At 65.5% G+C, this 26,522-nt stretch carries 24 protein-coding genes; 3 read left to right on the top strand and 21 right to left on the bottom strand.

Annotated elements, in window-relative coordinates; all coding sequences use genetic code 11:
• Window positions 1-2 precede the first annotated feature (2 nt).
• From murD to ACEWQ0_RS13395, 9 genes are all read right to left on the bottom strand, one after another.
• On the bottom strand, window positions 3-1,337 hold the full coding sequence (gene murD / locus ACEWQ0_RS13435; protein ID WP_476485584.1) for a UDP-N-acetylmuramoyl-L-alanine--D-glutamate ligase: 1,335 nt from the start codon (window positions 1,335-1,337) through the stop codon (window positions 3-5).
• A complete protein-coding gene (locus tag ACEWQ0_RS13430) occupies window positions 1,330-2,679 on the bottom strand; it encodes a MurL-like N-terminal domain-containing (protein WP_476485583.1) in 1,350 nt (449 codons plus the stop codon). The genes murD and ACEWQ0_RS13430 overlap by 8 nt, the downstream gene beginning before the upstream one ends.
• Complete coding sequence (locus ACEWQ0_RS13425) at window positions 2,666-3,880, bottom strand: AI-2E family transporter (protein WP_476482344.1); 1,215 nt, start codon at window positions 3,878-3,880, stop codon at window positions 2,666-2,668. Before ACEWQ0_RS13425 ends, ACEWQ0_RS13430 begins: the two co-directional genes overlap by 14 nt.
• 117 nt (window positions 3,881-3,997) lie before the next feature.
• Window positions 3,998-5,191, bottom strand: coding sequence for a hypothetical protein (locus ACEWQ0_RS13420; protein ID WP_476485582.1), 1,194 nt, complete (start codon window positions 5,189-5,191; stop codon window positions 3,998-4,000).
• A 218-nt stretch (window positions 5,192-5,409) separates the two neighbouring features.
• A complete protein-coding gene (locus tag ACEWQ0_RS13415) occupies window positions 5,410-6,420 on the bottom strand; it encodes an isocitrate dehydrogenase (protein WP_476485581.1) in 1,011 nt (336 codons plus the stop codon).
• Between the two features lie 109 nt (window positions 6,421-6,529).
• A complete protein-coding gene (gene grxC / locus ACEWQ0_RS13410) occupies window positions 6,530-6,787 on the bottom strand; it encodes a glutaredoxin 3 (protein WP_476482347.1) in 258 nt (85 codons plus the stop codon).
• Window positions 6,788-6,824: 37 nt separating this feature from the next.
• Window positions 6,825-7,574: a hypothetical protein gene (locus ACEWQ0_RS13405; RefSeq protein WP_476482348.1), complete on the bottom strand. Its 750-nt coding sequence runs from the start codon at window positions 7,572-7,574 to the stop codon at window positions 6,825-6,827.
• A gap of 94 nt (window positions 7,575-7,668) precedes the next feature.
• Entirely contained in the window at window positions 7,669-8,013 is a 345-nt protein-coding gene (locus tag ACEWQ0_RS13400; RefSeq protein WP_476485580.1) for a TusE/DsrC/DsvC family sulfur relay protein, read from the bottom strand.
• Window positions 8,010-8,678: a hypothetical protein gene (locus ACEWQ0_RS13395; protein WP_476485579.1), complete on the bottom strand. Its 669-nt coding sequence runs from the start codon at window positions 8,676-8,678 to the stop codon at window positions 8,010-8,012. The genes ACEWQ0_RS13400 and ACEWQ0_RS13395 overlap by 4 nt, the downstream gene beginning before the upstream one ends.
• Before the next feature lie 90 nt (window positions 8,679-8,768).
• Between ACEWQ0_RS13395 and ACEWQ0_RS13390 the strand changes: the two genes are divergently transcribed.
• Together ACEWQ0_RS13390 and epmA are read left to right on the top strand one after the other, a co-directional pair.
• A complete protein-coding gene (locus ACEWQ0_RS13390; protein ID WP_476482351.1) occupies window positions 8,769-10,250 on the top strand; it encodes a M48 family metalloprotease in 1,482 nt (493 codons plus the stop codon).
• Window positions 10,251-10,445: 195 nt separating this feature from the next.
• Window positions 10,446-11,387 (top strand): EF-P lysine aminoacylase EpmA, encoded by a 942-nt coding sequence (gene epmA / locus ACEWQ0_RS13385; protein ID WP_476485578.1) that lies wholly within the window; start codon window positions 10,446-10,448, stop codon window positions 11,385-11,387.
• On the opposite strand, the gene ACEWQ0_RS13380 is transcribed toward epmA, so the two are convergent.
• On the bottom strand, window positions 11,320-11,913 hold the full coding sequence (locus ACEWQ0_RS13380; RefSeq protein WP_476482353.1) for a hypothetical protein: 594 nt from the start codon (window positions 11,911-11,913) through the stop codon (window positions 11,320-11,322). The genes epmA and ACEWQ0_RS13380 overlap by 68 nt on opposite strands.
• 147 nt (window positions 11,914-12,060) lie before the next feature.
• Between ACEWQ0_RS13380 and ACEWQ0_RS13375 the strand changes: the two genes are divergently transcribed.
• The gene (locus ACEWQ0_RS13375) at window positions 12,061-13,023 is read left to right on the top strand and encodes a D-alanyl-D-alanine carboxypeptidase family protein (RefSeq protein WP_476482354.1); all 963 of its coding nucleotides are present in this window, start codon (window positions 12,061-12,063) and stop codon (window positions 13,021-13,023) included.
• Between the two features lie 49 nt (window positions 13,024-13,072).
• Here the strand turns inward: ACEWQ0_RS13375 and ACEWQ0_RS13370 are convergent, their stop codons facing one another.
• The 11 genes from ACEWQ0_RS13370 to ACEWQ0_RS13320 all read right to left on the bottom strand — a co-directional run bounded on the left by ACEWQ0_RS13370 (window position 13,073) and on the right by ACEWQ0_RS13320 (window position 26,298).
• Window positions 13,073-14,485, bottom strand: a complete 1,413-nt coding sequence (locus ACEWQ0_RS13370; RefSeq protein ID WP_476485577.1) for a cryptochrome/photolyase family protein — start codon at window positions 14,483-14,485, stop codon at window positions 13,073-13,075.
• A gap of 62 nt (window positions 14,486-14,547) precedes the next feature.
• Window positions 14,548-16,026, bottom strand: a complete 1,479-nt coding sequence (gene purF, locus ACEWQ0_RS13365) for an amidophosphoribosyltransferase (protein WP_476485576.1) — start codon at window positions 16,024-16,026, stop codon at window positions 14,548-14,550.
• 1 nt (window position 16,027) lies between these two features.
• On the bottom strand, window positions 16,028-16,555 hold the full coding sequence (locus ACEWQ0_RS13360) for a CvpA family protein (RefSeq protein WP_476482357.1): 528 nt from the start codon (window positions 16,553-16,555) through the stop codon (window positions 16,028-16,030).
• Window positions 16,552-17,610, bottom strand: coding sequence for an SPOR domain-containing protein (locus ACEWQ0_RS13355; protein ID WP_476485575.1), 1,059 nt, complete (start codon window positions 17,608-17,610; stop codon window positions 16,552-16,554). The genes ACEWQ0_RS13360 and ACEWQ0_RS13355 overlap by 4 nt, the downstream gene beginning before the upstream one ends.
• 69 nt (window positions 17,611-17,679) lie before the next feature.
• Window positions 17,680-18,990, bottom strand: coding sequence for a bifunctional folylpolyglutamate synthase/dihydrofolate synthase (locus tag ACEWQ0_RS13350; protein ID WP_476485574.1), 1,311 nt, complete (start codon window positions 18,988-18,990; stop codon window positions 17,680-17,682).
• 25 nt (window positions 18,991-19,015) lie between these two features.
• Window positions 19,016-19,915, bottom strand: a complete 900-nt coding sequence (gene accD / locus ACEWQ0_RS13345; protein WP_476482360.1) for an acetyl-CoA carboxylase, carboxyltransferase subunit beta — start codon at window positions 19,913-19,915, stop codon at window positions 19,016-19,018.
• Between the two features lies 1 nt (window position 19,916).
• Window positions 19,917-20,750: a tryptophan synthase subunit alpha gene (gene trpA, locus ACEWQ0_RS13340; protein ID WP_476485573.1), complete on the bottom strand. Its 834-nt coding sequence runs from the start codon at window positions 20,748-20,750 to the stop codon at window positions 19,917-19,919.
• Window positions 20,747-21,970 carry a tryptophan synthase subunit beta gene (trpB, locus tag ACEWQ0_RS13335; RefSeq protein ID WP_476482362.1) on the bottom strand — a complete coding sequence of 408 codons (1,224 nt, stop codon included), beginning with the start codon at window positions 21,968-21,970 and terminating at the stop codon, window positions 20,747-20,749. Before trpB ends, trpA begins: the two co-directional genes overlap by 4 nt.
• Complete coding sequence (locus ACEWQ0_RS13330; protein ID WP_476485572.1) at window positions 21,963-22,568, bottom strand: phosphoribosylanthranilate isomerase; 606 nt, start codon at window positions 22,566-22,568, stop codon at window positions 21,963-21,965. The genes trpB and ACEWQ0_RS13330 overlap by 8 nt, the downstream gene beginning before the upstream one ends.
• Before the next feature lie 149 nt (window positions 22,569-22,717).
• The gene (gene truA, locus ACEWQ0_RS13325) at window positions 22,718-23,524 is read right to left on the bottom strand and encodes a tRNA pseudouridine(38-40) synthase TruA (RefSeq protein WP_476482364.1); all 807 of its coding nucleotides are present in this window, start codon (window positions 23,522-23,524) and stop codon (window positions 22,718-22,720) included.
• A gap of 14 nt (window positions 23,525-23,538) precedes the next feature.
• Window positions 23,539-26,298 (bottom strand): FimV/HubP family polar landmark protein, encoded by a 2,760-nt coding sequence (locus ACEWQ0_RS13320; RefSeq protein ID WP_476485571.1) that lies wholly within the window; start codon window positions 26,296-26,298, stop codon window positions 23,539-23,541.
• Between the last annotated feature and the right edge of the window lie 224 nt (window positions 26,299-26,522).

The following is a 26,522-nucleotide window of genomic DNA, read 5'->3' as shown; positions in this document are numbered from 1 at the left end:
GCTCAAGGATCGAGGCGCTTGACCAGCGCCCGAAAACGATCACCGCGCGCCTCGAAATCACGAAAGTGACGAAAGCTCGGCGCACCGGGAGACAACAGCACCACCGTCCCTTCGCAAGCCAGCTCCCGCGCGCGCGCCACCGCCGTATCAAGCCCCTCCAGGCGTTCGATACGACCCACCCGGCCCGACGGCAGGGCGCCAAAGCGCTCGGCAATGGCGTCGCCGTTATCCGGAATCGTCAGCAGTGCCTTCAGGGGGCGGCGGGCCACCCGATCAAGCACCGGCTGCCAATCGGCCGGGCGTGGCTGGCCGCCGGCAATCAGGATGACCGGCGCGTCGTCCAGCGCCTGCAGGGCAGCCAGCGTCGCCCACGGGCTGGTGGCAATGGAGTCATTGACGTAGCGCACGCCGGCAATCGTTGCGACCGCCTCGAGCCGGTGCGGCAGCGGCTGGAAATCGGCCAGGCCCGCGGCCAGCACTTCGGCCTTGTGGCCCAGCGTGATCGCCGCCTGCAGCGCCAGGGCAGCATTGTTGAGATTGTGCTGCCCCATCAGGGGCAGCGCGCTGTGATGACAGACTGGCTTGCCTGCCAGCACCAGGTGATGCCCCTCACGGGCGACCGCCGGAGGGCGATTGGCCAGAACCCGCCCGGGAACATCACGGGTGGCCGCCGCGAGCGCTTCGTCGTTGGCGTTGATCAACAGTGGACGCCCTGCAAGCAGATCGGCCAGCCGCAGCTTGGCGGCCACGTAGGCGGCCTCGCCGCCGTGCCAGTCGAGGTGTTCGGGAAACAGCCGGGTGATCAGTCCCAGATCAAGGCGGCCCTCAAGATCGGCCAGCTGATAGCTGGACAACTCCAGCACAGCGACGTCGGCCCGGCTGTCCAGGTGGTCAAGCAGCGGCACGCCGATATTGCCGGCCAGCAGCACCTCGCGACCGGCATGGCGCAGCACATGCGCCAGCAGCGATGCGGTCGTGCTCTTGCCCTTCGAGCCGGTGACTCCGACCACGGTGATGGATGCCGCCCGCTCGGCCAGCCAGATCGAGGCGGGGCTGACCACCGCCACGCCCGAGCGGCGGGCGGCCACCAGCGCCGGGTGATCGACCGGTACACCCGGAGAGCGGATCAGCGCATCGAAGGCTGCGAGCCCGGCACCGAAAGGACCGACCTGTACCGGCAGCGAAGTCCTGGGTTGGCCGTCCTCGACCAGCACCGTCAGCCGCGCGGCAGGATTGCGTGCCAGCAGGGCGCGGGCGGCGGCCTGGCCATCACGCCCGTAACCGAGCAGGCCCACGCGGCGGGCCAGCAACCAGTCAAGCCGGGGCGCGTCACTCATCGGGTATGCGATGTGCTCCGGATGGACGGCACAGCGTGTCGAGCTCCGGCACCTCGATCTCGCGCAGCAGCCCGGCAAGGCCGGCCACCACCGGCAGGTCACGCCAGTGCCGATCGGCAACCAGGGCGGCCAGGGCCGCGCGAGCCTCACCGGCCTCGCCGACACACTCGAATGGCTTGGCACCATCAATTGCCAGCAGGGCCCGAAAGCCGGCCATCTGTGACGGGTCTGCAAGCAGATTGGCGCCGAAGATGGCCGTCAGCTGCTGCGGTGACATGAATGGTGCCAGGGCAAGAAAGACGAAATGACACTTGGGGCATTGACCGCACCAGCGGCGGGTTCGGGCGCCATCGAGATGAAAATTGCGGTTGCAGGACGAAAACACGCGGTGATAGCGCTCGAGATCGGCAAACTCACGGCAGATAGCCAGCTCCCGATCGGCCCTCAACAGCGAGAACACGGCAAGATCCGGCGTGATATAGCGCTCGACCCAGTCGCCGAGCATGACCTCGAAGGCCAGCGATTTGGAAAACTGGTGATTGACCGCCCGGCCCTGTGCATCATGCAGCGTCGCTTCGTCGGCCGAGCGTTCATTGGCAAAGACCACGCGATCAAAGCCTTGCTGCAGCGCCAGCAGGATCATCGCCGCGGCGTTGATGGCGGTAATCGGCACGTGACCGTTGAATGCACCGTGGCGATTGAGCTCCCCCAGCAGCGGGTCGATTCGGCGCTCGATCACGTAATGCTCGCTGCCGGCCACCTCGGCCACCTGTTTGATCAGCGCCGCCTGGCCCACCTGAACGGTGTGCGGCGTCTCGCCGCCAGCGCGCAGCCGCTCGAGCGCGACCAGAGAATCCTTGCCGCCGCCCATCGGCACCAGAGAACGCCGGGGCAGCAAACAGGGTGTGGCGGTACCGGCGGCATCGGCAGCCGCGCCGGCGGCCGGAAACGTCGCCCAGCGGGTTTGCTCAAGGTCGTTGCGCCAGGCAAATTCAGCCAGGCCCTCACGATACAGGCGGGCCAGCCAGGCGGCCTGCCAGGCATCCGGGGCGCGCCCCTGAAAGCGGATGGCGCCGGGGCAGGCGGCTTTCCAGTAGCTGACGCCGGCGGTCCAGTGAAGCAGATCGAGCGCAGCGGCAAACGCCTGCGGGCACCGCGGCGCAGCGGCGGGCAACGGCAGCCGGAAGCGCTCGGTCAGGGCAAGGTCATCGAGGGCGTAATCGAGCTCGACCCAACCGCTGGCCGGATCGAAGCGCCGCCCGCCGAACAGGAAGATCCGGCTGTCCTCGCGCCGCCAGCAGTCGAGCTTCGACGAGCCGGCCGCAGCGTCAGTCGCTGACATCGGCTGGCGCTCCCTGCTCTTCCTGCCGCGGGCTGCGGCTGTGCAGACGCGGCCAGGCCCGCAGCACCGCGTTGACCAGTGTTGCCAGAGGAATGGCGAAGAACACCCCCCAGAAGCCCCAGATACCGCCAAACACCAGCACCGCCGTAATGATGGCCACCGGATGCAGACTGACCACCTCGGAAAACAGGATGGGCACGAGCACGTTGCCGTCCAGGGCCTGAATGATGGCATAGGCGATCAGCACCCACCAGAAGCTGGCGCTCGGACCGAAGGCCACCAGGGCAACCAGCGCCACGGGCACGGTCACCACCGCAGCGCCGATGTAGGGAATGATGACGGAAAAGCCCACCAGCATCGAAAGCAGCATGACGAAGGGCATATCGAGCAGGGCGAAAACCACGTAGGTGACGATCCACACGATCAGGATCTCGAGCACCTTGCCGCGCACGTAGTTGCCGATCTGGGCATCGACCTCGCGCCACACCCGCGTCACCAGGGCGCGATCGCGCGGCAGGTACTGGCTGATCCAGGCGATGAGCTGACTCTTGTCCTTGAGAAAGAAGAACACCAGCACCGGCATGAGAACCAGGAAGATGAGCATGTTGACGGCGTTCATCACGCCCGAGAACGACACCAGAGTGGCGCCGTAATTGACCAGCTCCTTGCCGATGTTGTCGAGCCAGGCCGAGAGCTGATCCTGGGAAATCAGGGCCAGCTCCTGCTGTGCTTCATCAGCGGCCAGCTCGATGCCGTTGGCGGAAACGGCTTCGGTGGCAGAATCGGGCTTGGCGGGCGCAACAAGCTGCGGATAACGCTCGGGCAGCTTGGCCACCCAGCCCTGCCCCACGGCGATGTAACCGGGCAGATCGCGGACGATCGCTGCCAGCTGCCGGGTCAGCATCGGCACGAGGCCAAACAGCAGGTAGACGAGAGTGGCCATGAAACCCAGAAAGACGCCGATCACGCTCAGCAGACGGGGCGCGCCCAGTCGTTCGAGCCGATTGACGCCCCCCTCGAGGAGGTAGGCCAGCACCAGGCTGGCGAGTACCGGCGCGAGCATCCTGCCGAACAGGACGATGACCAGTACACCCAGCGCAAGAAACAGCGCCAGAATCACGACCTGAGGATCAGAGAAGTGCTGCCGGAACCAGTCGTTGACGCGCGCGATCATGGTGGGATTATAAGGGCGCGGCGTCATTTTTGAGCTCCATCAAGCCCTGCCCGGTGGACCCTCCCCGCAAGAAGGCCACCGGGCAACGTGCCGTCGTTCAGGAGTGTTGTTGCTGCGGGATGAAAAACAGTGTGTCTGCCCTCGTCAGAAATCAAAGCTCAGCACGGCCTGCACCTCGAAGTCCTGATCAAGCTCTTCACCGACCAGGCCCAGCAGATTGCCGCCAAAGGCATATTCAGGCGGCGCATAGGCTGCATTCAGATGCAGTTGACTACGCTTGCCCATGTCTTTGGAGATGCCGGCCATGACGGCGTTGCCGACCATCTCGGAGCCGAGCGCCGCGGCCAGCACGGGCGCGGTGGGGCGCGGCTGCGTGCGCGTGCGGTAATCGACGAACAATTCGATATCGTCTGCCGCCCGCCAGCGCCAGCCCAGGCTGTAGACGGTCAGGTCGGCCCAGGCAAAATCGGGGCTGTTGCGGTCTCCCAGCAGTGCCGTGAAGCGCGCGGGCAGCGACCGGCTCGGGAAGGCGCCGACGTTGCTGTAGAAAATCTGCGACATGCCCAGATTGATCCAGGACCTGGAGGTGGCCTGCAGCTCGAGCCCCACCTGCAGGCGCGGTGGAATATCAAGCTCGGCGCGGGCGCCATGTACGCCGCGAACCGTGGCGAACTCGTCCATGCTGATGCGCGACTGGAAGGCCGCCTCGAGGCGCACGCCGCTGGTCACTTCACTGCTCAGGGCAAAGCGCAGCCCGGTGCCGTGCGAGACCTCATGCTGCGACGGGTCGTGGTACAGCGGCGCGGGCTGGCCGGGAATGTCGCGGGCCGAGTGGGCCGACTGCAGGTTCATTGCTGCCGTGCCGAACTGCTGGCTGGCAAGAATTGCGCTCACCGTCAGATCACTGTTCGGCCCCACCTGCCGCGTGACGCCGGGCATGACGAAGGCCTGCTGAAAGCGCTCGGCACGCCGGATGTTCTCTGAAAGCGACTCTCCCAGCAGCAGGCTGACGCGCGACTGGCGCAGCGACAGCCTGAGCGGGCTGCCGCTGCCGGGATGCATCAGCGGCAGCGCGAACTCGGGCAGGATGACCGCCTCGTCGAACTGCAGCCAGCTCACGCGCGGCAGCTCGGGCACCGCAAGGCGCTCCAGCTCCGGAGTGATTTCATTGACCAGATACTGATCCCAGGGGCCGAGCTCGAATCCGGCCACGTACCATGCCACGCCTGCATAAGGCGACAGGTGCACGGCAGCCGACAGGCGCGTCATCGACCACGCCGATGAAGCGACCATCAGGGAGGCGGCGAATACTGCGATCGAAACAAGCCGGTGAGTCACGCTGGGAATCCGCTCATGTGGATAATGCGAGTTTAACGCCAGTCTTGGTAAAAATACAACGCCCTCAGCCCTCAAGGCAACCGCATACGGCAAGCCGCCGTCAACACGGGCCCTGCAGCCCGAGCGCCGTGTTGCCAATAAGCAACATCAGTGCCTGCAAGCCGCGGCACGAAAGCGCCCGTTGGCAACACCAGGCGCTTCCGGGCCGCGGCCGTGCTTCAGCTGTCCAGACGCTCGCAGATGGCGTCGGTCAGGCTTTCGGTTGTGCCCTGGCCTCCAAGATCCGGCGTCGTCCGGTCGCCGGCCTCGATGACCTCGACGATGGCGCGTCGGATGCGCCCGGCGCGATCGTGGTCGTCGAAGTGTTCGAGCATCTGGGCGGCACCCAGCATCAGCGCGCAAGGATTGGCAATCCCCTGCCCGGCGATATCGGGCGCCGAGCCGTGCACGGCCTCGAACATGGCTGCCCGGTCACCGATGTTGGCCCCGGGCGCCAGGCCCAGGCCACCGATCAGACCGGCGCACACATCCGAAATGATGTCGCCGAACAGGTTCGTCGTCACGATCACATCGAACTGCTCGGGCCGCATGACCAGCTGCATGCAGGTGTTATCGACAATCAGATCATCGCTTTCGATGTCGTCATATTCCTCGGCCACCTCATGAGCCACGCGCAGGAACATCCCGGTGACGTCCTTGAGGATATTGGCCTTGTGCACGATGGTGACCTTGCGCCGTCCGGCACGGCGAGCAAGATCGAAGGCGAAGCGCACCACGCGCTCGCAACCGGTGCGCGTGACCACCATCTTGGATTCCGCCCGGCTGTCGTCGGGCGCAGTCCAGGCCCCCTCGGCCAGATAGGCGCCTTCGGTGTTCTCGCGCACCGTGATCAGGTCAACGCCCTCATAGCGTGAGTTCGAGCCCTTGAAACTGATCGCTGGCCGAACATTGGCGTAAAGATCGAAATGCTTGCGCAAGGCCACGTTCAGCGATTTGAAGCCGCCGCCCACCGGCGTGGTCAACGGTGCCTTGAGGGCGACGCGATTGTTTTCGATCGACTCCAGCGTGGCCTGCGGAAGCAGCTCGCCGACTGCTTCCCTGGCGGCGATGCCGGCCAGCTGAAAGTCGTACGTCAGATCGGCACCGATGGTGTCGAGCAAACGCAGAGTTGCATCCATGATTTCGGGGCCAATGCCGTCGCCCCGGATGACGGTGATTTGCTGTGTCACACTGCCTTCCCTTTTTGGTTGCTTCAGCGGGTCGCTCGGACCCGCCCGTTACAGATTGGCGTCTTGCCTGCGTCCTGAGCTGCCAGGATCGCCACCCGCGGCTGCAAAGCTACAAGCCCAGCATGCGATCGAGGGCACCCTCCTGATCAAGTGCATCAAGGTCGTCAAAGCCGCCGACGTGCGCGTCGCCAATGAAGATCTGCGGCACCGTCCGGCGCCCGCTGCGCTCGACCATCTCGGCGCGCAGGTCGGAGTCATCGACCAGAATCTCAGTGAAATCGACATTTTTGGCACGCAGCAGATTGCGCGCCGCAACGCAGAACGGGCAGCTTGAGGTGGCGTACATCAATACCTGTGCGCGAGACATTGCTCCGGGCTCCTGGCAGTAAATGACGCGCCCGGCCTCAGTCCATTGGAATGCTGTGGGCAAGGCGGTCGCCGTTGAAGAACTCGATCCGTTCGTGGTCAGGGTTGTAGCGCATGCGGATACGACCGGCCGCCCCATCGAGGCTGATGAAATTACCGGCGGCAACGCGAATCGCCTCGCCCGAGTCGATCGAATCGATCACGAGACCGGCTTCGGAAGCCGGCGAATGATCGCTGTAGCCGAACTCCGGGCCGCCGAGTACGATACCATAGCGCGGCTTGCCGCCGGGCTGCCCATTGCTGGTCATCACGCTCAGGCCCAGCTCGGTTGGCGCCGAGCCGCCGTTGATGATTTCCAGCCCCCGAACCAGGGCGAAATCATCGGAGTAATTGACGCCGTTGATCTCAGCACCGACCGCCGGCCGTCCCGTCCAGGTCACGGCGATGCTGTTGGAGCCCCAAACGGCACCGCTGTCGCCGTCGTTTTCGGCAAACAGCGTGGCGCCAACGCCACGCCCACCCCCCTCGAGTCGGGTGGACGCACCGAGCGCCCCGGCATCCAGTGATTTACCGGCCGGTATCAGCGTGTAGAAAGCCGAGTTGTCGACCCCTTCCTCGGCAGTCGTGCTGACCAGCAGCGGCGGATCGTTGACAAACGGCTCGAGCCCGAGCATTCGCAGCACCGGCTCGGTGCCGTCTCCCAGCACCAGGCTGGTGGCCGTCAGCGCGCCGAATATCGCCGATGTGGCTGCAACGCCGGCCAGGCCGGCCAATTTCATCATACGCATGCTATCTGCTCCTTGGAGCTGATCCGACAGTGAACCAACAATCCGACGGCGGCCGGGACCCGGCCCCGCCAGGCCCATGATAGCTGGCGCCCGATCAGATGCACCAGTCGGGCCTGGGCAGTCCGCCGTAACGGCAGGCCTCCCGAACCGGCCCTTCGGGGAACAGTCGATACAGCTCGCGGTGACCACGACTGTCAGGAAATCGCTTGCAATATTCAGCGACCAGCACGCGCATCAGCGGCGGGTTGCCGTAGCGGGCATGGTGATCACGCACGAACTCGATCAGCCACCAGTGAGGCGCATCCAGCCGGCAGCCGTCACGCTCGGCCAGGGCCTCGGCAACTTCCGGAAACCACTGGGTGGCAGAGCACAGAAAGCCTTCCGCATCAAGATCAACCGGCTCGCCGCCCACATACAGACGCTGCCGCGCCTCCTTCACAGCCGCAGCACTCCTGCGCTGTCGCGGCAAAGCGCCGCGAAGGCTTCGTCCTGGATCGGCGCCACACCAACCGGAACCAGGGTTGTGTCCGGCACCCGAGCGCGCAGCTCGGCCAGCTCGAAATCGATCAGCTGGCGCCACGGAGCGATCGCCTCGGGCTCGAGATGCTGCCGACCCGCTCCAGCGAAAACGACTCTCATGTCCACCTCCAGCGTGGCTCCGGCCAGCACCAGTTCCAGCATCTCGCGGTCATCGTCAGCGGTGGGCGGCGTGGCGATGACAACCACCCAATAGCCACGCGCCGGCGGCTGGGTGCACTCCCGATGCCGATCCACACGGGTCGGCTCCGGCGGCGCTGCTCCGAAGCAGGCGAGCTGCTGCGCCTCCAGCGCGTGGTTCCAGAAGCCGGTGAGGCTCGAAAGCACGAAGGGCTCCGGCGGCGGGTCGCGGTGGCGCCGCGACCACGAGCCGGTGCATACCGCAAGCGCCACGCCGTGCCAACCGGCCAGGCGTCGCCATTGCGGGCAAGGTGTCCCCCGGGCCGCGTGCTCGACGCCTTCGCCGTGAAAGAACACCAGCAAACCGCTGCCGTGCTCACGCCACTGCTCGGCGCACTGCTGCGCCAGACGGCTGCCGGCCCCGCCGGGGGCGGCGCGTATCAGCATGATTCGATGATATTGTAGGGACTTGCTCAAGGGGCCGCCGGGCTCGAAGCCAGTGAAACCACGCCGCAGTTTGCGGGTCTGAATTGGACGATGATCAAGCGTCTTTGCAAATTTGCAGCTGCACTCCTTATTGTAGCCGCCGCCACCAGCGCAGGCGCCAACGATACCGTGCGCCTGCCCGATCTGGGAGGTACCAGCACGCGGGTGCTTTCCCCGCAGGAAGCGGAGAGCTTTCCGAAGGAATTCGAGCAATACATGCGCGCCACCGAGCTGCTGATCGAAGATCCGCTCATCCGCGACTTTTTCAAGGACATGGGCTACCGCCTGGTGTCGTATTCCGACAAGGCGGACGAACCCTTCCATTTCTTCGTGCTCAAGGAGCCCAACGTCAACGCCTTTGCCGCTCCGGCCGGCGTGATTGCGCTGCACTCGGGCCTGATCCTGACGGCGCACGACGAGAGCGAAGTCGCCGGCGTTGTCGCGCATGAAATTGCGCATATCACCCAGGACCACCTGGCGCGCGGCATCGAGAGCAGCCAGCAGGTTTCGCTGCCAACCATGCTCGCCACCATCGGCCTGGCGCTGGCCGCCGGCGCCTCCGGAGCGGACGGTGACGCCGCCCAGGCCATCATGATGAGCGGCATGAGCCTGGCGCAGCAGTTCCAGATCAGCCACACGCGGCAGTCAGAATCGGAAGCCGACCGCATCGGCATCGCCCTGCTGGCGCGCGGTGGTTATGACCCCGAGGGCATGACACGCTTCTTCCAGCGCCTCAACACCATTACCCGCGCCATGGGCGAAGGGCCGCCGGAGTACCTGAGCACCCATCCGCTGACCATCAACCGGATTGCCGAGGCCCGCACCCGCGCGCAGCAGCTCACGCGCAAAAACCGATCGCGTGACGATCGCGACTTCTACTTTGTTCAGGCTCGCTTGCGCGCCAAAGTGGTCGACAGCGCCAGCGCCGAACAATGGTTTCGCACCCGGATCGAGCGCGAGTCTGAGTATCCCGAGGCGGCGATGCGTTACGGCCTGGCCATGACCCTTCTGCGCGCCCGCCGCCTGGACGAGGCCCGAACCCAGGTCGACTGGCTGCTGGACCAGGATCCTCAGAGGCAACTGTTTCAACTGCTGGAAGCCGATCTGCTGGTCGCTGCCGGCAGCGTGGACCAGGCTCTGACCATTCTGCGATCGCTGTATCTGCAGTACGCCGGCAACCGGCTGGTCACCACGCAGTATGCGCGCACCCTGATGCACGAGCGCGACCGTCAGCGTGCCGCGCGCGCCTCGGAGGTTCTGCGCAGCTATCTGCGCGAATACCCCGACGATGTCGAGATGATGGAGCTCTACGCTCGGGCGGCCGATCGCGCCGGGGAAAGCGTGCGCGCCGCCGAAGCGCTGGCAGAAAGCTATTACATGCGCGGCGGCATTCACGAGGCCATCGTTCAGCTCAAGCGGCTCAACGAGCGCAACGATCTCGATTATTATCAGCGCTCGCGCGTTTCTGCCCGCCTCAACCAGCTACGCGCCGAGCAGCTGCGGCTTGCCGCCCGTGGGGGGCAACCGCAATAGCGCCCATCGAGCTTGCCGTGCGGCGCCGCCCCGCGGCCCCAAATCGTGAGACTCCTGCATGAACACTCGAGCCGAATCCGGCGCAACTCCCCCTGGGCACATGGATGTGCCGCTGCGGTGCTGGCTGACCGTGGATGCGCTCGCCGGCGGCTGCGCTTTGCACCCCGACCGACGCGCAGCGGGGAAAGCGAAACCATGACGGCGTGGCGGCCGACGGCCTCGGCGGAAAGTCTGCAGCATCGCGCCCGGATGCTTGGCCGCATCAGGGCCTTTTTTGCCGCTCGCGGCGTCGTCGAGATCCAGACGCCGCTGCTGACCGAATCGGGCGTGACCGACGTACATATCGAAGGCGTTGCCACCGAATCACCCGCCGGCTGGCTGCGAACCTCGCCGGAATACTTCCATAAACGACTGCTGGCCGCCGGCTTTGGCGATCTCTATGAGCTCGGAACGGTTTTCCGCCGTGACGAGGCCGGGCGCAATCACCAGCCCGAATTCACCTTGCTCGAGTGGTACCGCGTCGGCTGGGACTGGCGCTCGCTGGCCAATGAAGTGGTCGAGCTCATTGCCCACTGCCTCGATATCCACTCGGATCAGCGCCCGGTTCGATGGCTGAGCTGGAACGACTGCTTCCGGGAATACTTGGATATCGATGCTCTTGCAGCCCGCGTGGACGAGCTCGATACCCTGGCCGATGACGCGCCGGACGGCCTGCCGCGCGATGGCCTGCTCGACTGGCTGTTTGCAACCCGTATTCAACCGCGCTTCAACGCCGACGGCATGACCATCGTTCATGACTACCCTGCCAGCCAGGCCGCGCTGGCCCGACTCAGTGAGGAAAACCCGACCGTGGCCGAGCGCTTCGAGGTGTTTCTGGGCACCAGCGAGCTGGCCAACGGCTACCGTGAGCTATGTGACCCGGCAGAGCAGCTGCAGCGGTTCTTGCGCGACAACCGGATTCGCCGGCAGAACGGACAGCTCGAAATGCCGGTGGATGAGAAACTGCTGGCGGCGCTCGATGAGGGCCTGCCGGAATGCTCCGGCGTAGCGCTGGGCTTTGATCGCCTGCTCATGGCCGCCCGCGGTGCTGACTCGATCGACCAGGTAGTAGCGTTTGCGCATCAGCCGACGTTCTGACGGGCCATTGCCAGCGCTCACGCAGGCGGTCGCGCCATAACTGCAGGCGCTGGCCCGGCCCCATGGCGTTGGGGCGATACAGCCGCTTGAGGGTTGCGGCATCGAGTTGACGCGGCTCATGGTCGGGGCCGATGACCACCAGCTGACTGCCGGGCGGCAACGGGCCGTCAAAACGCACGGCGTCGAACCAGCCAGGCACCTGCGGCTCAAGCTCTCCCGCTGCGCTCCTGAAGCCTGCCAGCCACGCATGCTCGACTTCGCCGCCGGCGTGTTCGATCTGCCAGAGCATGATGGGCTGGCTGCGGGCCACTACCTCTTCGACCTGGCAAGGCGGCAGGCGCGCTTCCCGAAGGCGACGTTCGACCCGATCGGCATCGACCTTGACGAGCAACTCTTCGACCGCGCCGGGCCACAGGGGCAACAGTACCTTTCGTGCCGGCAGCGCCAGGCAAACAAGCGTCAGCGCCAGCAGGGCGATGGCCGCTGCCGAACGGCGCAGCACAAATGACAGCAGGCGTGGCATCATATGCCGAAACACAGCAAAGGAATCTCCGCCAGATTATGGCACGTTGCGCGGGTACCGTAATCGCGGACGGCTCTTGATCCTTTGCCCGGCTCCGAAAGGGGGGAGAGTTCAGGAGCTTCGGGGCGTTCTCAACAAGCCGGAGCAAGCATGGAAGATGCAATTCGAGTGCGGCCAGCCCGCAGTTCGGAAGTGGCAACCCTGGCCAAACTGGTCAAATCGCGTCTGCCCGACATGATGTCGCAGATTCGCCAGGCCGACAGTATCGAAACACACCTGGCAGAACTGGTGCCGGACCAGGCGCTGCTGGTGGCAACGCACGGCACGCGACTGGCGGGGCTGGGCGCGCTCGACCTCGACAGGCAGCGTATTCTCGCCTGCTACCTCGATCCGGAAATCGCTTCACCGGACACGCCGCGCCGGCTGTTCCAGGCCCTGGAAGCGCATGCACTGCGCTTTGGTATCCGCCGGCTCAGCGGGCTTGCCCGCAAAAAGGTCAGTGGCTTCATGCGTTCTTTGGGCTACGAGTGCATACCGGCACCGGATAACGACAACAACATCATCATCGGTCGCAATCTGCTCGAACGGGCCGATGAACAAACGCGTGCGATTCTGAGCCTGTGCGACGAACTCGGCGTACCCGAAAACTACGGCGTAAGACACCGCATGCCCGTGGTTCCCGAAGCCGAACAGCTGGAGCTGGCCGACCGCGACATTTTCGAGCGCGAACAGCGCCTGACTCCGGCCGCTGCCGATGCCTTCAAGCGCATGCGCGATGCCGCGCTGACTGCCAACATCGAGATCCGGCTGGTTTCGGGGTATCGCGCCATTGCCTACCAGGCCAATCTGCTCAAGCGCAAGCTCGATCAAGGCCAGGCGATGAACGAAATCCTGCGCGTTTCCGCCCCGCCCGGCTTCAGCGAGCATCACAGCGGCCGCGCCATCGACGTGACCACGCGCGGCGTCAAGCCGCTGGAAGAAGACTTTGCCGCAACCGAGGCCTATGACTGGCTACTCAATCACGCCCGGGTCTTCGGCTTCAGAGAGTCCTACCCGCGCCACAATCGCCACCGGATTGCGTGGGAGCCGTGGCACTGGTACTACACACGCTGAAAAATCGATGCAAAGCTGCTGCGCCCGCTACGCTTTGCCCCGATTTTTTCTATTGTCTTGTTTGCTCCCAGGCTTCCAGGGCCCGGCGGCGGCTGGCCTTGAGGTCCACGATCGGCTCGGGATAGCCGAGCGCTCTTGACTCGCTCGAAGTCAGGGGTTGGTGGACGCGCTTTGTCGCGCGCTCGGCCAGCTCCGGACACCAACGCCTGAGGTAAGCGCCGTCCGGGTCGAACTTCTCGCCCTGCAGCACCGGATTGAAGACTCGGAAATACGGTGCCGCGTCCGCCCCGCAGCCGGCGGTCCACTGCCAGCCCTGGGTGTTGTTGCCCAGATCGGCGTCAACCAGGGTGTCCCAGAACCAGCGCGCGCCCTCCTGCCAGGGAATGAGCAGGTTCTTGGTCAGAAAGGAGGCCACGATCATGCGCATCCGATTGTGCATCCAGCCCGTGGCCCAGAGCTGGCGCATGCCGGCATCCACCATGGGAATACCGGTCTGGCCGCGTCGCCAGGCCGCCAGGTCGTTGGCATAGTCCGCGCGCGCCCGCCAGGGAAAGGCGCGAAAGGATGGCTTCAGCGCCTGCTCCGGGGTGCACGGAAAGTGCCACAGCAGATGTTGCGAAAACTCGCGCCAGGCCAGCTCACTGGCAAACACCATTCGTCCCTTGCCGAGCGGCAACTCACCGCTCGGTTCGAGCGCACGCAGGACCTGTCCCGGTGAGACCTCACCGAAATGCAGGCGCGGTGAAAGCCCCGAGGTGCCCGCCCGGTCCGGTCGATCACGCTGCTCGTGATAGGCGCTGACGTGATTGGCGAACTGGTCGAGCCGGCGGCGTGCACCCGACTCGCCCGGGGTCCAGTGCCTTGCCAGCTTTTCCGGCCAGTGATGGTCAGGCAACAGATCGAGTTGCTCCAGATCGAGGCTGGCCGGCCAGCGCGCAGGCGGCGTCAGCGCTCGTGGCTCGGGACTGTGGCCGGGCGGCTGCCAGCGCTTCTGCAGGTTTTTCCAGAACGGCGTGAAGACCTGGTATGCGTCGCCGTCGGCCTTGCCACCGGCCCAGGGCTCGATCAACAGCGAGCCATTGAAGCTCTGCGCAATCAGCCCCTCACTTCGCAGGCGCTGCTTGATGCATCGATCGCGCTCGACCAGCGCCGGCTCATGGCAGCGATTCCAGTAAACGGCGCGGGCACCGGTGACCTTGCGCATGCGCTCGAACGCCTGCAGCGGATCGCCGGCGGCCAGGATCAGGCGGCTGCCGCGCTCGCGCAGTTGCTCCGCCAGACTCGCCAGCGACTGATGCAGCCACCAGCGGCTGGCCGCCCCGGGTGACCACGGCCGCTCCGCGGCCGGGTCGAAGACGAATACGGGCAGCACATGTGCATGGTCGCGGCAAGCGTGCGCCAGTGCAGGATTGTCCGCCAGTCGCAGATCGCGGCGGAACCACATGATGGCAACATTCGACATCGAGTGATTGTCGCAGACGCAGCGTCAACAGCGCGTGCCCGCATCACGCCCGCGAGCGCGGTTCAGGCCGAGCTTCGCCGCTGCGCTTTCGCGGCATCCGAGCGCCGTGAGGCGAGTTTTTCGAAATAATCCGCTTCCAGCTCGGTGATGTACTCACCGCTGAAACACGAGCTGTCAAAGCCGGTCAGGCGCTCGTTCTTGCCGCGCACGGCCTTTTCCAGAGCGGCGAGATCCTGGTAGATCAGCCGGTCGGCGCCGATCTCGCGACAGATCTCTTCCTCGGTTCGGCCCGAGGCCACCAGCTCCGAGGTGGCGGGCATGTCGATTCCGTAGACGTTGGGATAGCGCACCGGCGGTGAGGCAGAAGCCAGGTAGACTTTCTTTGCGCCGGCCTCGCGCGCCAGCTGGATGATCTGCTTCGACGTGGTGCCGCGCACGATGGAGTCATCGACCAGGAGCACGTTCTTGTTGCGAAACTCCAGCGCGATGGCGTTGAGCTTGCGCCGAACCGAGCGCACGCGCTCTTCCTGGCCCGGCATGATGAAGGTGCGCCCGATATAGCGGTTTTTCATCAGGCCCTCGCGATATTTCACCCCCAGCTGGTGAGCCAGCGGCAGGCAGGCCGTGCGGCTGGTGTCGGGCACCGGAATGATGACGTCGATGTCGTGATCCGGCCACTCCTGCAGAATCTTTTCGGCCAGGGCCTCGCCCATGCGCAACCGCGCCTTGTAGATCGACAGATCGTCGATCATGGAGTCGGGCCGCGCGAAATACACGTACTCGAACATGCAGGGCGTGTAAGACGCTGCATGCTGGCTGACCTTGCGGTGAAGCTCGCCATCCAGCGTGACGAAGACACACTCGCCCGGTGCGAGATCGGAAATCAGCTCGAAATCGAGAATGTCGAGCACGACCGATTCAGAGGCAACGATGTATTCGGGCCCGTCCGGGGTTTGGCGCCGGCCAAGCACTGCCGGGCGAATGCCGTTGGGATCACGGAACGCCACCAGGCCGACGCCGGCAATCAGGGCCACGGCTGCGTAGGCGCCGCGACAGCGCCGGTAAACCCCGTCCACGGCGGCGAAGATATCCTCCGGATACAGACCGTTGTTGGTATGCGCGCTGAGTTCGTGCGCCAGCACGTTGAGCAACACCTCCGAGTCGGACTCGGTGTTGAGATGGCGTCGATCCTCGGTAAACAGTTCGTGGCTGAGCCGATCGCTGTTGGTGAGATTGCCGTTATGGCCCAGCGCGATACCGCAGGGCGAGTTGACGTACATCGGCTGAGCCTCATCGGGGCGATCACGGCCGGCCGTTGGATAACGCACATGGCCAATGCCGATCTGTCCGGTCAGGCCGGTCACGTCTTCTTCGTCGAAGACATCGCGCACCAGACCCAGGCCCTTGGCCGAGTGCATCCGTCCGCCGTCGAGCGTAGTGATGCCCGCAGCATCCTGGCCGCGGTGCTGCAGGATGGTCATGGCGTCATACAGCCGGGCCGCTACCGGCGAGCGTCCCACGATTCCGACAATTCCGCACATATCAGATTTCGGCCTCCGTTATGACCGTTTCGGTGACTACTTCATCAGGCAGATAGGCCCGAATGGATTCGGGAAAGAAACCCACCATCCAGGTGGCCATTCTTTCCATCTCGGGCAGCAGGGTTGACTGCTGCCACCAGGGATCGGCCACGAACGGGGTAAAGCCGGCAATGATCACCGCCACCAGCACGATGGCCAGCCCCCGAAGCGCGCCAAAGAGAGCGCCGAAAACTCGGTCGGTGCCGGACAGGCCGGTGCCATCGACAAGCCGCCCCAGAAGGTAATTGATCAGCCCGCCGACAACGAGCACGATCAGAAAGACGCCGACAAACGCAATGATGACGCGCACCGAAGGCACTTCGATGATGCCTTCGAGCTGCACCGCCAGCGGGCCGGCAGCCTGCAGCGCCGCGTAGACGGCAGCAACCCAGACCAGCAGCGAAAACACTTCGCGGAGAAAGCCGCGAAACAGGCTGACCACCATCGACACCAGCACGATGCCAATGATGGTGTAGTCAGCCCAGTTCATGGGTGCGAAACCACGATTCCGTCCAGTCCCTGTTCCGCCCGCAGTGTTTCCAGCAGCGCCTCGGCCTCGGCGCGCTCGTCATGCGTTCCCACGCGAACCCGCCAGATGGTGCGGCCACCTGATTGCTCGCTGAACATGAACGCATCAAAGCCGGCGTTGCTGAGTCGGGAACTGAGGCGCTCGGCATTGTTGCGGCTGGCAAAAGAGCCGACCTGTACCGCCAGGCCGCTGCGCTCGTCGTTGTGCTCCTGCCCGGTGGCAGAAAGCTCGCGCACGGCCGGGTCGACACCGGCGACCGTTGCCGCAATCTGGCTTCTTGCCTCGACCGCCTCGGCTTCGCCGGCATACGGGCCCGTGCGCAATCTGAACAGCTCGGCCTGGTCGCGCACCAATACATCCATGGCGGCGCGATGGCCGAGATCGCTCAGGCGTTTGCGGATCCGGTCGGCCGTCTCGCGGTTACTGAACACCGCGACCTGGACCACCCAGCCGCCCTCCTCAGCGGGCGCGGAGCCTGGCTCAGCCGCGGTTGGGGCGTCTGTTGATGGCGGCTCTTGTTCGCTTGGCTGCTCCGCCGCTGCCGGCTCTGGCGGTCGGTCAGCGGCTTCCGGAGCCGCCGCCAGTTCCGGGGCCTGTGTGCCGCCGGCTTCATCACCGTCAGCCGGCTCTGCCGGCAGATCGTCTGCTGCCGCTTCGCGGCTGCGGTTGGCTTGATCCTCGGCAGCGTCCTCGGCAGCGTCGGATTCGGTTCGTACAGCCGGGTCACGGGCGCGCATTGCGCTGCGGTCGCGCTCCAGAGGCCTGCTTTCGGCAGCCGCGGTCTCGGTCGCCGGATCCGGCTGACTGGCCTGCGCCGGCCGACGCGCTTCATCCGGGTCGAGCGCCAGTCGGCGCACGCGCCGGTCGCCGGCTTCACGATCGGGCAGATCGAGCGCCAGTTCACGCGGCGCAGTGCCTTCTTCAGCGCCACCATGGAACAACATCGGCAGGAAGATCACTGCCAGGGCGATGAGAATGCTGGCGCCGACCAGCCGCTGCTTGAGAACCTTGTCCATAGATTGCGTGACCTCCAGGCAATTATCGCACGAGCAAGGCGGGCCTTTGCAGCAAGCGCCGTTGCATGATCACCGAAGATCGCCCCGCTGCCTCGCATTCGGATTTACTTCGGGCCACGCCTCGGCCACCGTCAAGAACGAGCCGAAAACCACCACGCGATCGTCCGGCTCACTGCCGGCGAGCGCATGCTGCAGCGCAGCAGCTACGGATTCTAGCGTTTCGACGCTGCCGGAAACAGGCGCCCTGGCCAGTGCAGCTGCAATGTCAGCGGCCGCCTGCCCGCGATCGCCAGCCAGGGGGGCGAGCAACCAGCGTGAAAAACAGGGGTCCACGGCCCGGGCGATGGCGGCGATATCTTTACCGGCGAGGGCAGAAAACACCGCCGTACTGCGCCCGCTGCAAGGTCCCAGGGCGCGTGCCAGCGACGCCGCCGCGGCCGGGTTGTGGGCCACATCAAGGATCAACTGCGGGCGATCCTGAACGCGCTGGAAGCGCCCCATGAGACGGACCGTCTCCAGACCCGTCGCCATCGACTGTGCGCCAAGCGGCAGGCGCTCTTGCAGCTCATCCAGCGCAATCACGGCGCAGGCGGCGTTGTGACGCTGCCACTCGCCGGCGAGGGCGGGCAGCGGCAGTTGCTGCGTTCCGGAAGAAAGCCTCAGGCCGATGCGCTCGCCAGCGGCCGGATGCAGCCGATCCTGCACCGCAATCACCCGAGCCCCGCTGGCCTGCAGGGCGGCGTCCAGGCCGGTCGGCCAGTCCGGTTCGCCAATCACCAGGGCCCGCCCTGATCGGGCAATCCCGGCTTTTTCAAGCGCAATCTCTGCCCGCGTGTCGCCCAGGTACTCGGCATGATCAATATCGATCGAGGCAATGATCGCCACGTCGGCATCAATGACGTTGACTGCGTCCAGACGCCCGCCGAGGCCGACTTCGAGTATCGCGGCGTCCGCTCCGGCCCGCCAGGCCAGGTGGAACGCCGCCAGAGTCACGTGCTCGAAATAGGTCAGATCGACCTCTCCGCGAGCCGCCTCGACCTCATCGAGCGCCTCGATCAGGGCTTCCGCCCCGGCCTCGCGACCAGCAACGCGCATGCGCTCGGAAAAGCGCAGGATATGGGGCGAGGTATAAGCAAAGGGGCGATAGCCGCCGGCAAGGAGCATCGATTCGATCATGGCCACGATCGAGCCCTTGCCGTTGGTTCCGGCGACGGTGATCACCGGCATGGTCAGCTCGGCGTCCATGCGCTGCCAGACTGCGCGGACGCGGTCGAGCCCCAACCCGATGCGGGAGGCCGGCGCACGCGATTCCAGACGGGCCAGCCAGTCGGTCAGGGCCTTGTCCTCGGTGAGCTCGGACAAACGGCGGGAAGCGTTCAAGACGATGGGAGTCCGGCCCGCCGGCTTACTGGTCTGTTTCGACCAGCTCGCCTTCCTTCGGCTCGCTGCGACGGCGCGGTGCCAGCAGCATGGTCAGCAGGCCGTGTACGCGCTGGCGAAGCTCGCGGCGGTCGACGATCTGGTCGATGGCGCCCTTCTCGATCAGGAACTCCGAGCGCTGAAAGCCCTCCGGGAGCTTCTCGCGCACCGTCTGCTCGATCACGCGCGGACCGGCAAAACCGATCAGTGCGTTGGGCTCGGCCAGGTTGATGTCGCCAAGCATGCCCAGGCTGGCCGACACCCCGCCGGTGGTGGGATGGGTCAGCACGGCGATATAGGGCAGCCCCTGTTCGGCCATGCGTGCCAGGGCGGCCGAGGTCTTGGCCATCTGCATGAGCGAAAACAGGCCTTCCTGCATGCGGGCACCGCCGGAGGCGGCAAAACAAACCAGCGGCAGGCCGCGCTCCAGACAATCTTCGGCTGCCAGGGCAAAACGCTGGCCCACCACCGAACCCATCGAGCCGCCCATGAAGCGAAAATCGAAGGCGCAGGCGACCAGCTCCATTTCCAGCAGCGTGCCGCGCAGCGCAATCAGCGCGTCCTGTTCGTCGGTCGCCTTCTGGCTGGCAACGATCCGGTCGCGGTACTTCTTGGTGTCCTTGAAGCGGAGCACATCCACCGGCGCCAGCTCCGCGCCGATCTCGACGTGTTCGCCCTCGTCCAGAAAGGCTTCCAGCCGCGAGCGGCCGGTCAGCGCCATGTGATGGTCGCAGCGGGGGCAGACATTGAGGTTGCGCTCCAGCTCCGGCCGGTAGAGCACCGCATCACAGGCCTTGCACTTGGTCCACAGCCCGTTGGGCACCTTGCGGCTCTTGGAGCCTTCGGTACGGATCCGGGCGGGCATCAATTTCTGGAACCAGGTCATGTCAGGCAGTCACCACGTCATTTCTCGAAGGAGCATTATTGTCCATGGCCCGGCGAATCGGGGCAAGGTAGTCACGCGCTGCCGCCACGGCCTCCGCCGTGGTGCCGGCCCGGCCCAGCTGTTCTACCAGCGCCGAACCGATGATGACGGCATCCGCGCTCTCGGCGACCGCGGCCGCGTGCTCGGGCGTGCGAATGCCGAAACCGACGGCAACGGGAACGCCCGCCGCGGCCCGCACGCGGGCAACGGCCGGGGCCAGCGAAGTCGTATCCAGCGTCGCCGCGCCGGTCACGCCCTTGATCGAGACATAGTAGAGAAAGCCGCCGGCCAGCTCGGCTGTCCGCTGCAGGCGCGTATCCGTGGTGGTCGGCGCCACCAGAAAGATCTGGTGCAGGCCGTGGCGGAGCAGCTCGGCGCGCATTTCTGCCGCCTCCTCGGCGGGATAATCGACGATCAGCAGGCCGTCGACGCCCGCAGCCGCCGCCTCTTCACAGAACCGCGCCACGCCGCGGCGCTCGATGGGGTTGGCATAGCCCATCAGGATGATCGGCGTATCGGCATCGCGGCGGCGGAACTCCGCGACCATGGCCAGCACCTGCTGCGGACCGGTGCCCTGCTCCAGCGCACGCGCGCAGGCTTTCTGGATCACCGGCCCATCGGCCATGACGTCGGAAAACGGCATGCCGATTTCAATCAGATCACAGCCCGACTCGACGGCGGCGTGCAGAACCGGCACGGTCGCGCCGGGCCCGGGATAGCCGGCGGTGATATACGGGATCAGCGCCCGGCGATTGTCGCCGCGCAGCTGTTCGAATCTCGCGTCGATGCGGTTCACAACGTCATTCCTTCCAGTTCGGCCACGGTGTTGATGTCCTTGTCGCCCCGGCCGGACAGATTGACCAGAACCACGTCGTCGGGATCGCGCTCGGCGGCCAGCTTCATGCCCCAGGCCACGGCATGAGCGGACTCCAGCGCCGGCATGATGCCTTCGCTGCGGGTCAGTTCGTGGAATGCCGTCAGCGCCTCGTCGTCGTCGATACCGACATACTGAGCGCGGCCGGAGTCTTTCAGCCAGGCGTGCTCCGGACCGACGCCCGGGTAGTCAAGCCCGGCCGAAATCGAGTGGGTGTCGACGATCTGCCCGGCGTCGTCGTCGAGCAGGTAGGTGCGCGAGCCGTGCAGCACGCCAACGCGGCCGGCGCACAGGCTGGCCGCGTGTTCGTGGCCGGCCAGGCCGCGACCCGCCGCCTCGACGCCGTACATGGCCACACCGGCATCGTCGATAAAGGGATGAAACAGGCCCATGGCGTTCGAGCCGCCGCCGACGCAGGCAACCAGGGCATCGGGCAGCTTGCCGTATTCTGCCATCATCTGGCGGCGCGCCTCGCGCCCGACCACGGCGTTGAAGTCGCGCACCATGGCCGGGTAAGGATGCGGCCCGGCGACCGTGCCCAGCACGTAGAAAGTATCGTCGACGTTGGTGACCCAGTCGCGCATGGCCTCGTTGAGCGCGTCCTTGAGCGTGCGCGAGCCGTCTTCGACGCTGACTACTTCGGCGCCGAGCAGCTTCATGCGAAAGACGTTGACCGACTGACGCCGGACGTCGTCTGCACCCATGTAGACGACGCACTTCATGCCCAGCCGGGCGGCCACGGTGGCAGTGGCCACGCCGTGCTGGCCGGCGCCGGTTTCGGCAATCACGCGCTGCTTGCCCATGGCCTGTGCGAGCAGGGCCTGACCGACGGTGTTGTTGATCTTGTGCGCGCCAGTGTGGTTGAGATCTTCGCGCTTGAGCACGATTTTGGCGCCGCCGATCCTGCGCGTCAGATTGCCGGCGAAATAAAGCGGCGACGGACGGCCAACGAAGTGCGCCAGATCAGCGTCAAGGCGCGCCATGAAGGCGTCGTCGGCAAGGTGACTCCGCCAGGCCGTCTCCAGTTCTTCGAGCGCCGCCATCAGGGTTTCGGAAACGAAACGTCCGCCGAAGACGCCAAAGTGGCCGCCGGCATCGGGCAATTCGCTTGCAGTCGCTGTTTTTTCGGCTATTTCAGCCATGTTTCACCGCCTTGATAAAGTCACGAATCAGCTTATCACTCTTCACGCCGGGCGAGACCTCGACTCCGCTGGAAACATCCACGGCATGCGGCTCGAGGCGGGCACAGGCTTCGCGCACGTTATCGGGACGCAGTCCGCCGGCCAGCACCCAGGGGCGATCCACGCGCGGCGCCCTCGACCAGTCGAAAGCCTTACCGCTGCCACCGGTCTGGCCGGGCGCGTGCGCATCGAGCAAAAGCGCGTCGGCCAGAGCGTAGTCGTCGGGATCGTCGGCATGCTCGCCACCCATCGCCAGCGCCTTCATCCAGGGCCGACCGAACTGTTGGCAGAAGCCCTGACTTTCGCGCCCGTGGAACTGCAGCCAATCCAGCGGCACCTGCGCAAGCGCTGCAGTCACTGCTGTCGCCGGGGCGTCCATGAACAGGCCGACGCGACTGACGAACGGCGGCAGCGCCCGGCAGATCGCCCGGGCGCGTTCAAAGTCGATGCAGCGCGGCGTGCCTTCAACGAAAACCAGGCCGATGGCATCAACCCCGGCGGCGGCGGCCGCCAGTGCATCCTCGATGGACGTGATGCCGCAGATCTTCACCCGGGTCATGGTTTGCGCCCTTGAACGTGCGTCAGCTGCGGCTGACGCGGATCAGCGCAGTTTGAAACAGGATCATTCATCGGATTTCGCATCGGTGTGAAACGGCCGCTTCCAGCAAAAGTTTGGTCGAGAGGTGTGCGCCGCCGCTCTCCCCGGAATCAGATCCCGGCCTGCCGCCCGTCATCACGCGGCGGAAAGTCGATTTCCATGCCTACCGGCAAGTCCGGATGATCCGGATAACTCGGCGCCACGAAACACAGGCCTTCGGCCGCTGCCGTCGGGCCAGCCACCGTCCGATCGAGCGCTGCCAGCACCTCGCCCGGCCAGGACACGGAACGCTCGCCCTTGCCAACGGCAATCAACGTGCCGACGATGTTGCGCACCATATGGTAGACGAAGGCGTTGGCTTCGATGTCGACAATGACCTCGCTGCCGCAGCGGCTGACCGACAGCCGGTGGACCCGCCTGACCGGTGATCTTGCCTGGCAGCCGACCGCCCGAAAGCTGGAAAAGTCGTGCTCACCCAGCAGGGCTTGTGCCGAATCATGCATACGCTGCGCGTCCAGCGGCTGACGTACCCAGGCCAGCTGGCCGCGGGCGATGGCCGGTCGCACCCAACGGTTGAGAATACGATAACGGTAGCGTCGGCGTGCGGCCGAAAAGCGGGCATGGAAGTCACTCGTCACGGGGCGAACCCAGAGCACAGAAATACCGGGACGCAGATGCGTGTTGGTCCCCAGAACCCAGGCACGCTCACCGCGCTCGGCGTTGCTGTCGAAATGTGCAACCTGACAGCGCGCGTGGACCCCGGTGTCGGTGCGCCCGGCGCCCTGTACGGCCACCGGGTGATTGGCCACCCGACTCAGCGCCGATTCCAGACAGGCCTGTACGGTGGGCGTCTGGCGCTGCGTCTGCCAGCCAAAGAACCCGCTGCCGTCGTACTCGATGCCGGCGGCCAGTCGCATTCCGGCATTCCGTCTTAATCCAGCCCGTCGAGAAGCTCGCGGGCTTCCTGACGCTTGGCGTCGCTGCCGTCGCTGACCACTTCGTCGAGCACCGCGCGCGCCGAGTCGGCCAGATCAACCGACAGGTAGGCCCGGGCCAGATCGAGCTTGACGTCAGCATCCTCGTCGGTCAGGACCGCTTCAGAAGGCGTGCCCGGATCAACCACCGGCTCCTCGGCCGGCGGCAGATCGAACTCGAAGCTCTCATCGTCACCCGACTCGAACGGCGGCTCCTCCGCCTGCTCAGCAGCGCCGGCATCTTCGCTCTCGAGATCGAATTCGAAGCCCCGGTCTGCCTCGATGGGCTCTTCTGCTCCGAACTCGGAATCAAGGTCGAACTCGAGCGCTTCATCGTCGCGTGTGCCGGCCTCGCCAAACACCTCATCGGCTTCCTGCTCCTGGGCGGTTTCTAGATCCAGATCGGGTTCATCGGCCTGCTCCTCCCCGATCGTCACCGGCGCCTCGGAGTGCTCATCCACCTCGGCCTCGGTCGCATCGCCAAGGCTGTACTCGTCGAGCTCCCTGAATTCATTGAAGTCGGCGGCATCCTTGTCATCACCATCGTCGGCGGAGTAAAGATGCGGCACCGACCCTTCGGAAGGCTCATCGAGGCGGTCGGAAAGCTCGGCGAGGTCGGTATCGACGTCGTACTCCGCCTCTCGATCCTGGCCTTCGAGTTCATCGGCGGTAATGTCGCTGTCGCTGTGCTCACCGAAATCGGGTTGGAAACCGCGGCGCTCTGCGGTGTCCTCGAATGCCTCGCTCCCGGATTCGTCTGCGTCGACGTCGAGCATGCCCAGCATCTCGTCGGCGCGGCGATCGAATTCGTCCTCGTACTCGCCTTCGCCGGTCGTCACCAGCGGATGATCGGGCGCCTGAGTGGCCGCCAGGGCCAGCGCCTCCTGCCACTCGCTGGCAGATTCGTCGTCGACGACCTGATACATCTGATCGAAGGCATCGGTGAATGCCTGTTCCTGATCACGGTCAGCCAGCAGTTTGAGCAGCGCCAGGTGGGCGGACAGCTCCCGCGGCTCCTGGGCCACATTCTTGCGGGCCAGGGCAACGGCATCATCGGGGCCCGAACGACCGCCGGCAGCACCGGCGCGGCGGCGACGCAGCCAGATCAATGCAGCGGCCACGAGCGCCACGATCAGCAACAGCCCCAGCAGCGGCCACAGCCACATTGACAAACCACCGGAGCTTGGCGTTGCCGACGACTCGGAACGCTCCGCCACAGCGGACTCCTCGGCCTGTTCAGCCGGCGGCTGGTCGTTTTGAACATCGGAATCCGCCGCTTCCTCGATCAGCGGCTCCTGCATATCGGCGTCAGCCACGGGCTCGCCTGCTGCGCTGTCGTCTTCAAGCGCCGGCTCGTCTTCCGCATCGCCGGGCTGAAAGCGCTCTTCAAGCTCGCGCATGTATTCATCGATGCGCTCGCTGCCGCTGCTGTCGGTCGCCTCGGAGGCGGCGTCGGTCTGCGCCAGGCTTTCCTCTTCGGCGCGGGCTTCACGCGCCTCGCGCAGCCGTGCCTCGAGCTCGGCCAGAGACTCTTTGGCAACCGCCAGGCCGGCCATGTCACGCTGATCGAGCGCGTCGCGAATCTCGGCGATATGATCATCAAAGGCATCATTGGCGAAGCCGTCCATGATGATGTCGCTTTCCAGCGCATTGAGCTCGCTGCGCGCGGCGCGGATCTCTTCATCGGCTACCGCCGAGCTTTCGGAGTAGCCATCCTCTTCGGGCGGCACAACGTCCAGACGGAAGTCGTCTTCGGCCTGATCCGACTCAGCGGACTCGGCGGGGACCGTCGTATCGGCCACTGCATCGGTCGCTTCCGGCTCGGCCGGCGCGGGAGCCTCCGGGATCGCCGCATCGGATACCACCGGCAGCTCCTCGGCGGCCGCCGGCTGCCAGGAGCGCATGTGTTCACGTACGCGGCGCTCGGCCTCGGCGCGTTCCATGGAGCGCAGCTCATCGAGTGCCGGCATGTCCAGCTGCGCGTCGCTGCGCAGCTGATTGATGTTCTCACCCAGAAAGGCGTCACGGTTGCGATTGAAGATCGCCAGCATGACCTGATCCATGCTCAGCGCGGTATCGGGACGCCAGTTGCGGGCAATACTCCAGAGGGTGTCACCCTCCTGGACCTGGATCGAATCTGCGCCGCGCGCAGCGGAAGCAGGCTCGGCCGATGGCGACGAGTCGGCGGCCGGGCGCGACGTCGATGTGCTCGGGGCGCTGTCACGCTCATCGGCCACAGGCGTTGTCGGCGCGGAGGCTTCGCTCTGACCTGCCCCGCTCAACTCACGCGCCGGCGGCGCGGAATCAACCACGGGCGGATCCAGGAACAGGGTGTATTCGCGCAGCACGCGACCGTTGGCCCAGCGCGCATCCAGGAGAACCTGAATGATGGGATCATTGGCCGGACGCTGCGAGCTCAAGTGCACGATCGGCGGCTGCGTGCTGCGATCGATCGTGACCTCCAGCCCCAGCGCGAGCGCATCACTGGGCATGCCCAGACGCTCGAAATCCTTCAGCGCCGCCGGGCCGACGCTGACCGACTCGATGGCTTCACCCTCGATTTCGAGCAGGCGGATGGTCGCGTCCAGCGGCTGCCCCAGCCACGAGTCCACGCGGGCTTCCCCAAGCCCCAGCGCCCGAAGTCCATCGGCCGGAAATAGCAGAATGAGTGCTCCCAGCACGACTGGTGCGATCAGTCGAACAGCATTGTTGGCCATGAGCGCCGTTTCCCTCTGAATGCTTGACAAATGTATTCCAATTCAAGCAAGTATACCAACGTCTTCACACGATGCGAAAGCGTCGCGGCGCGGCGGCGCTCTTTCATGAGTTCGCTGATTGAAATCAAACGCCGAGAAGCGTAGCGAGCGGCTGCGTGACGGTGGCCGCCGGAGCACAGGATCCGGAGTGTACGTAGAAGTACACGAGGAATCCGAGCACCGCC

Source organism: Wenzhouxiangella sp. YN9 (genome assembly GCF_056324165.1).
This window is presented reverse-complemented; position numbering and strand designations above follow the sequence as displayed.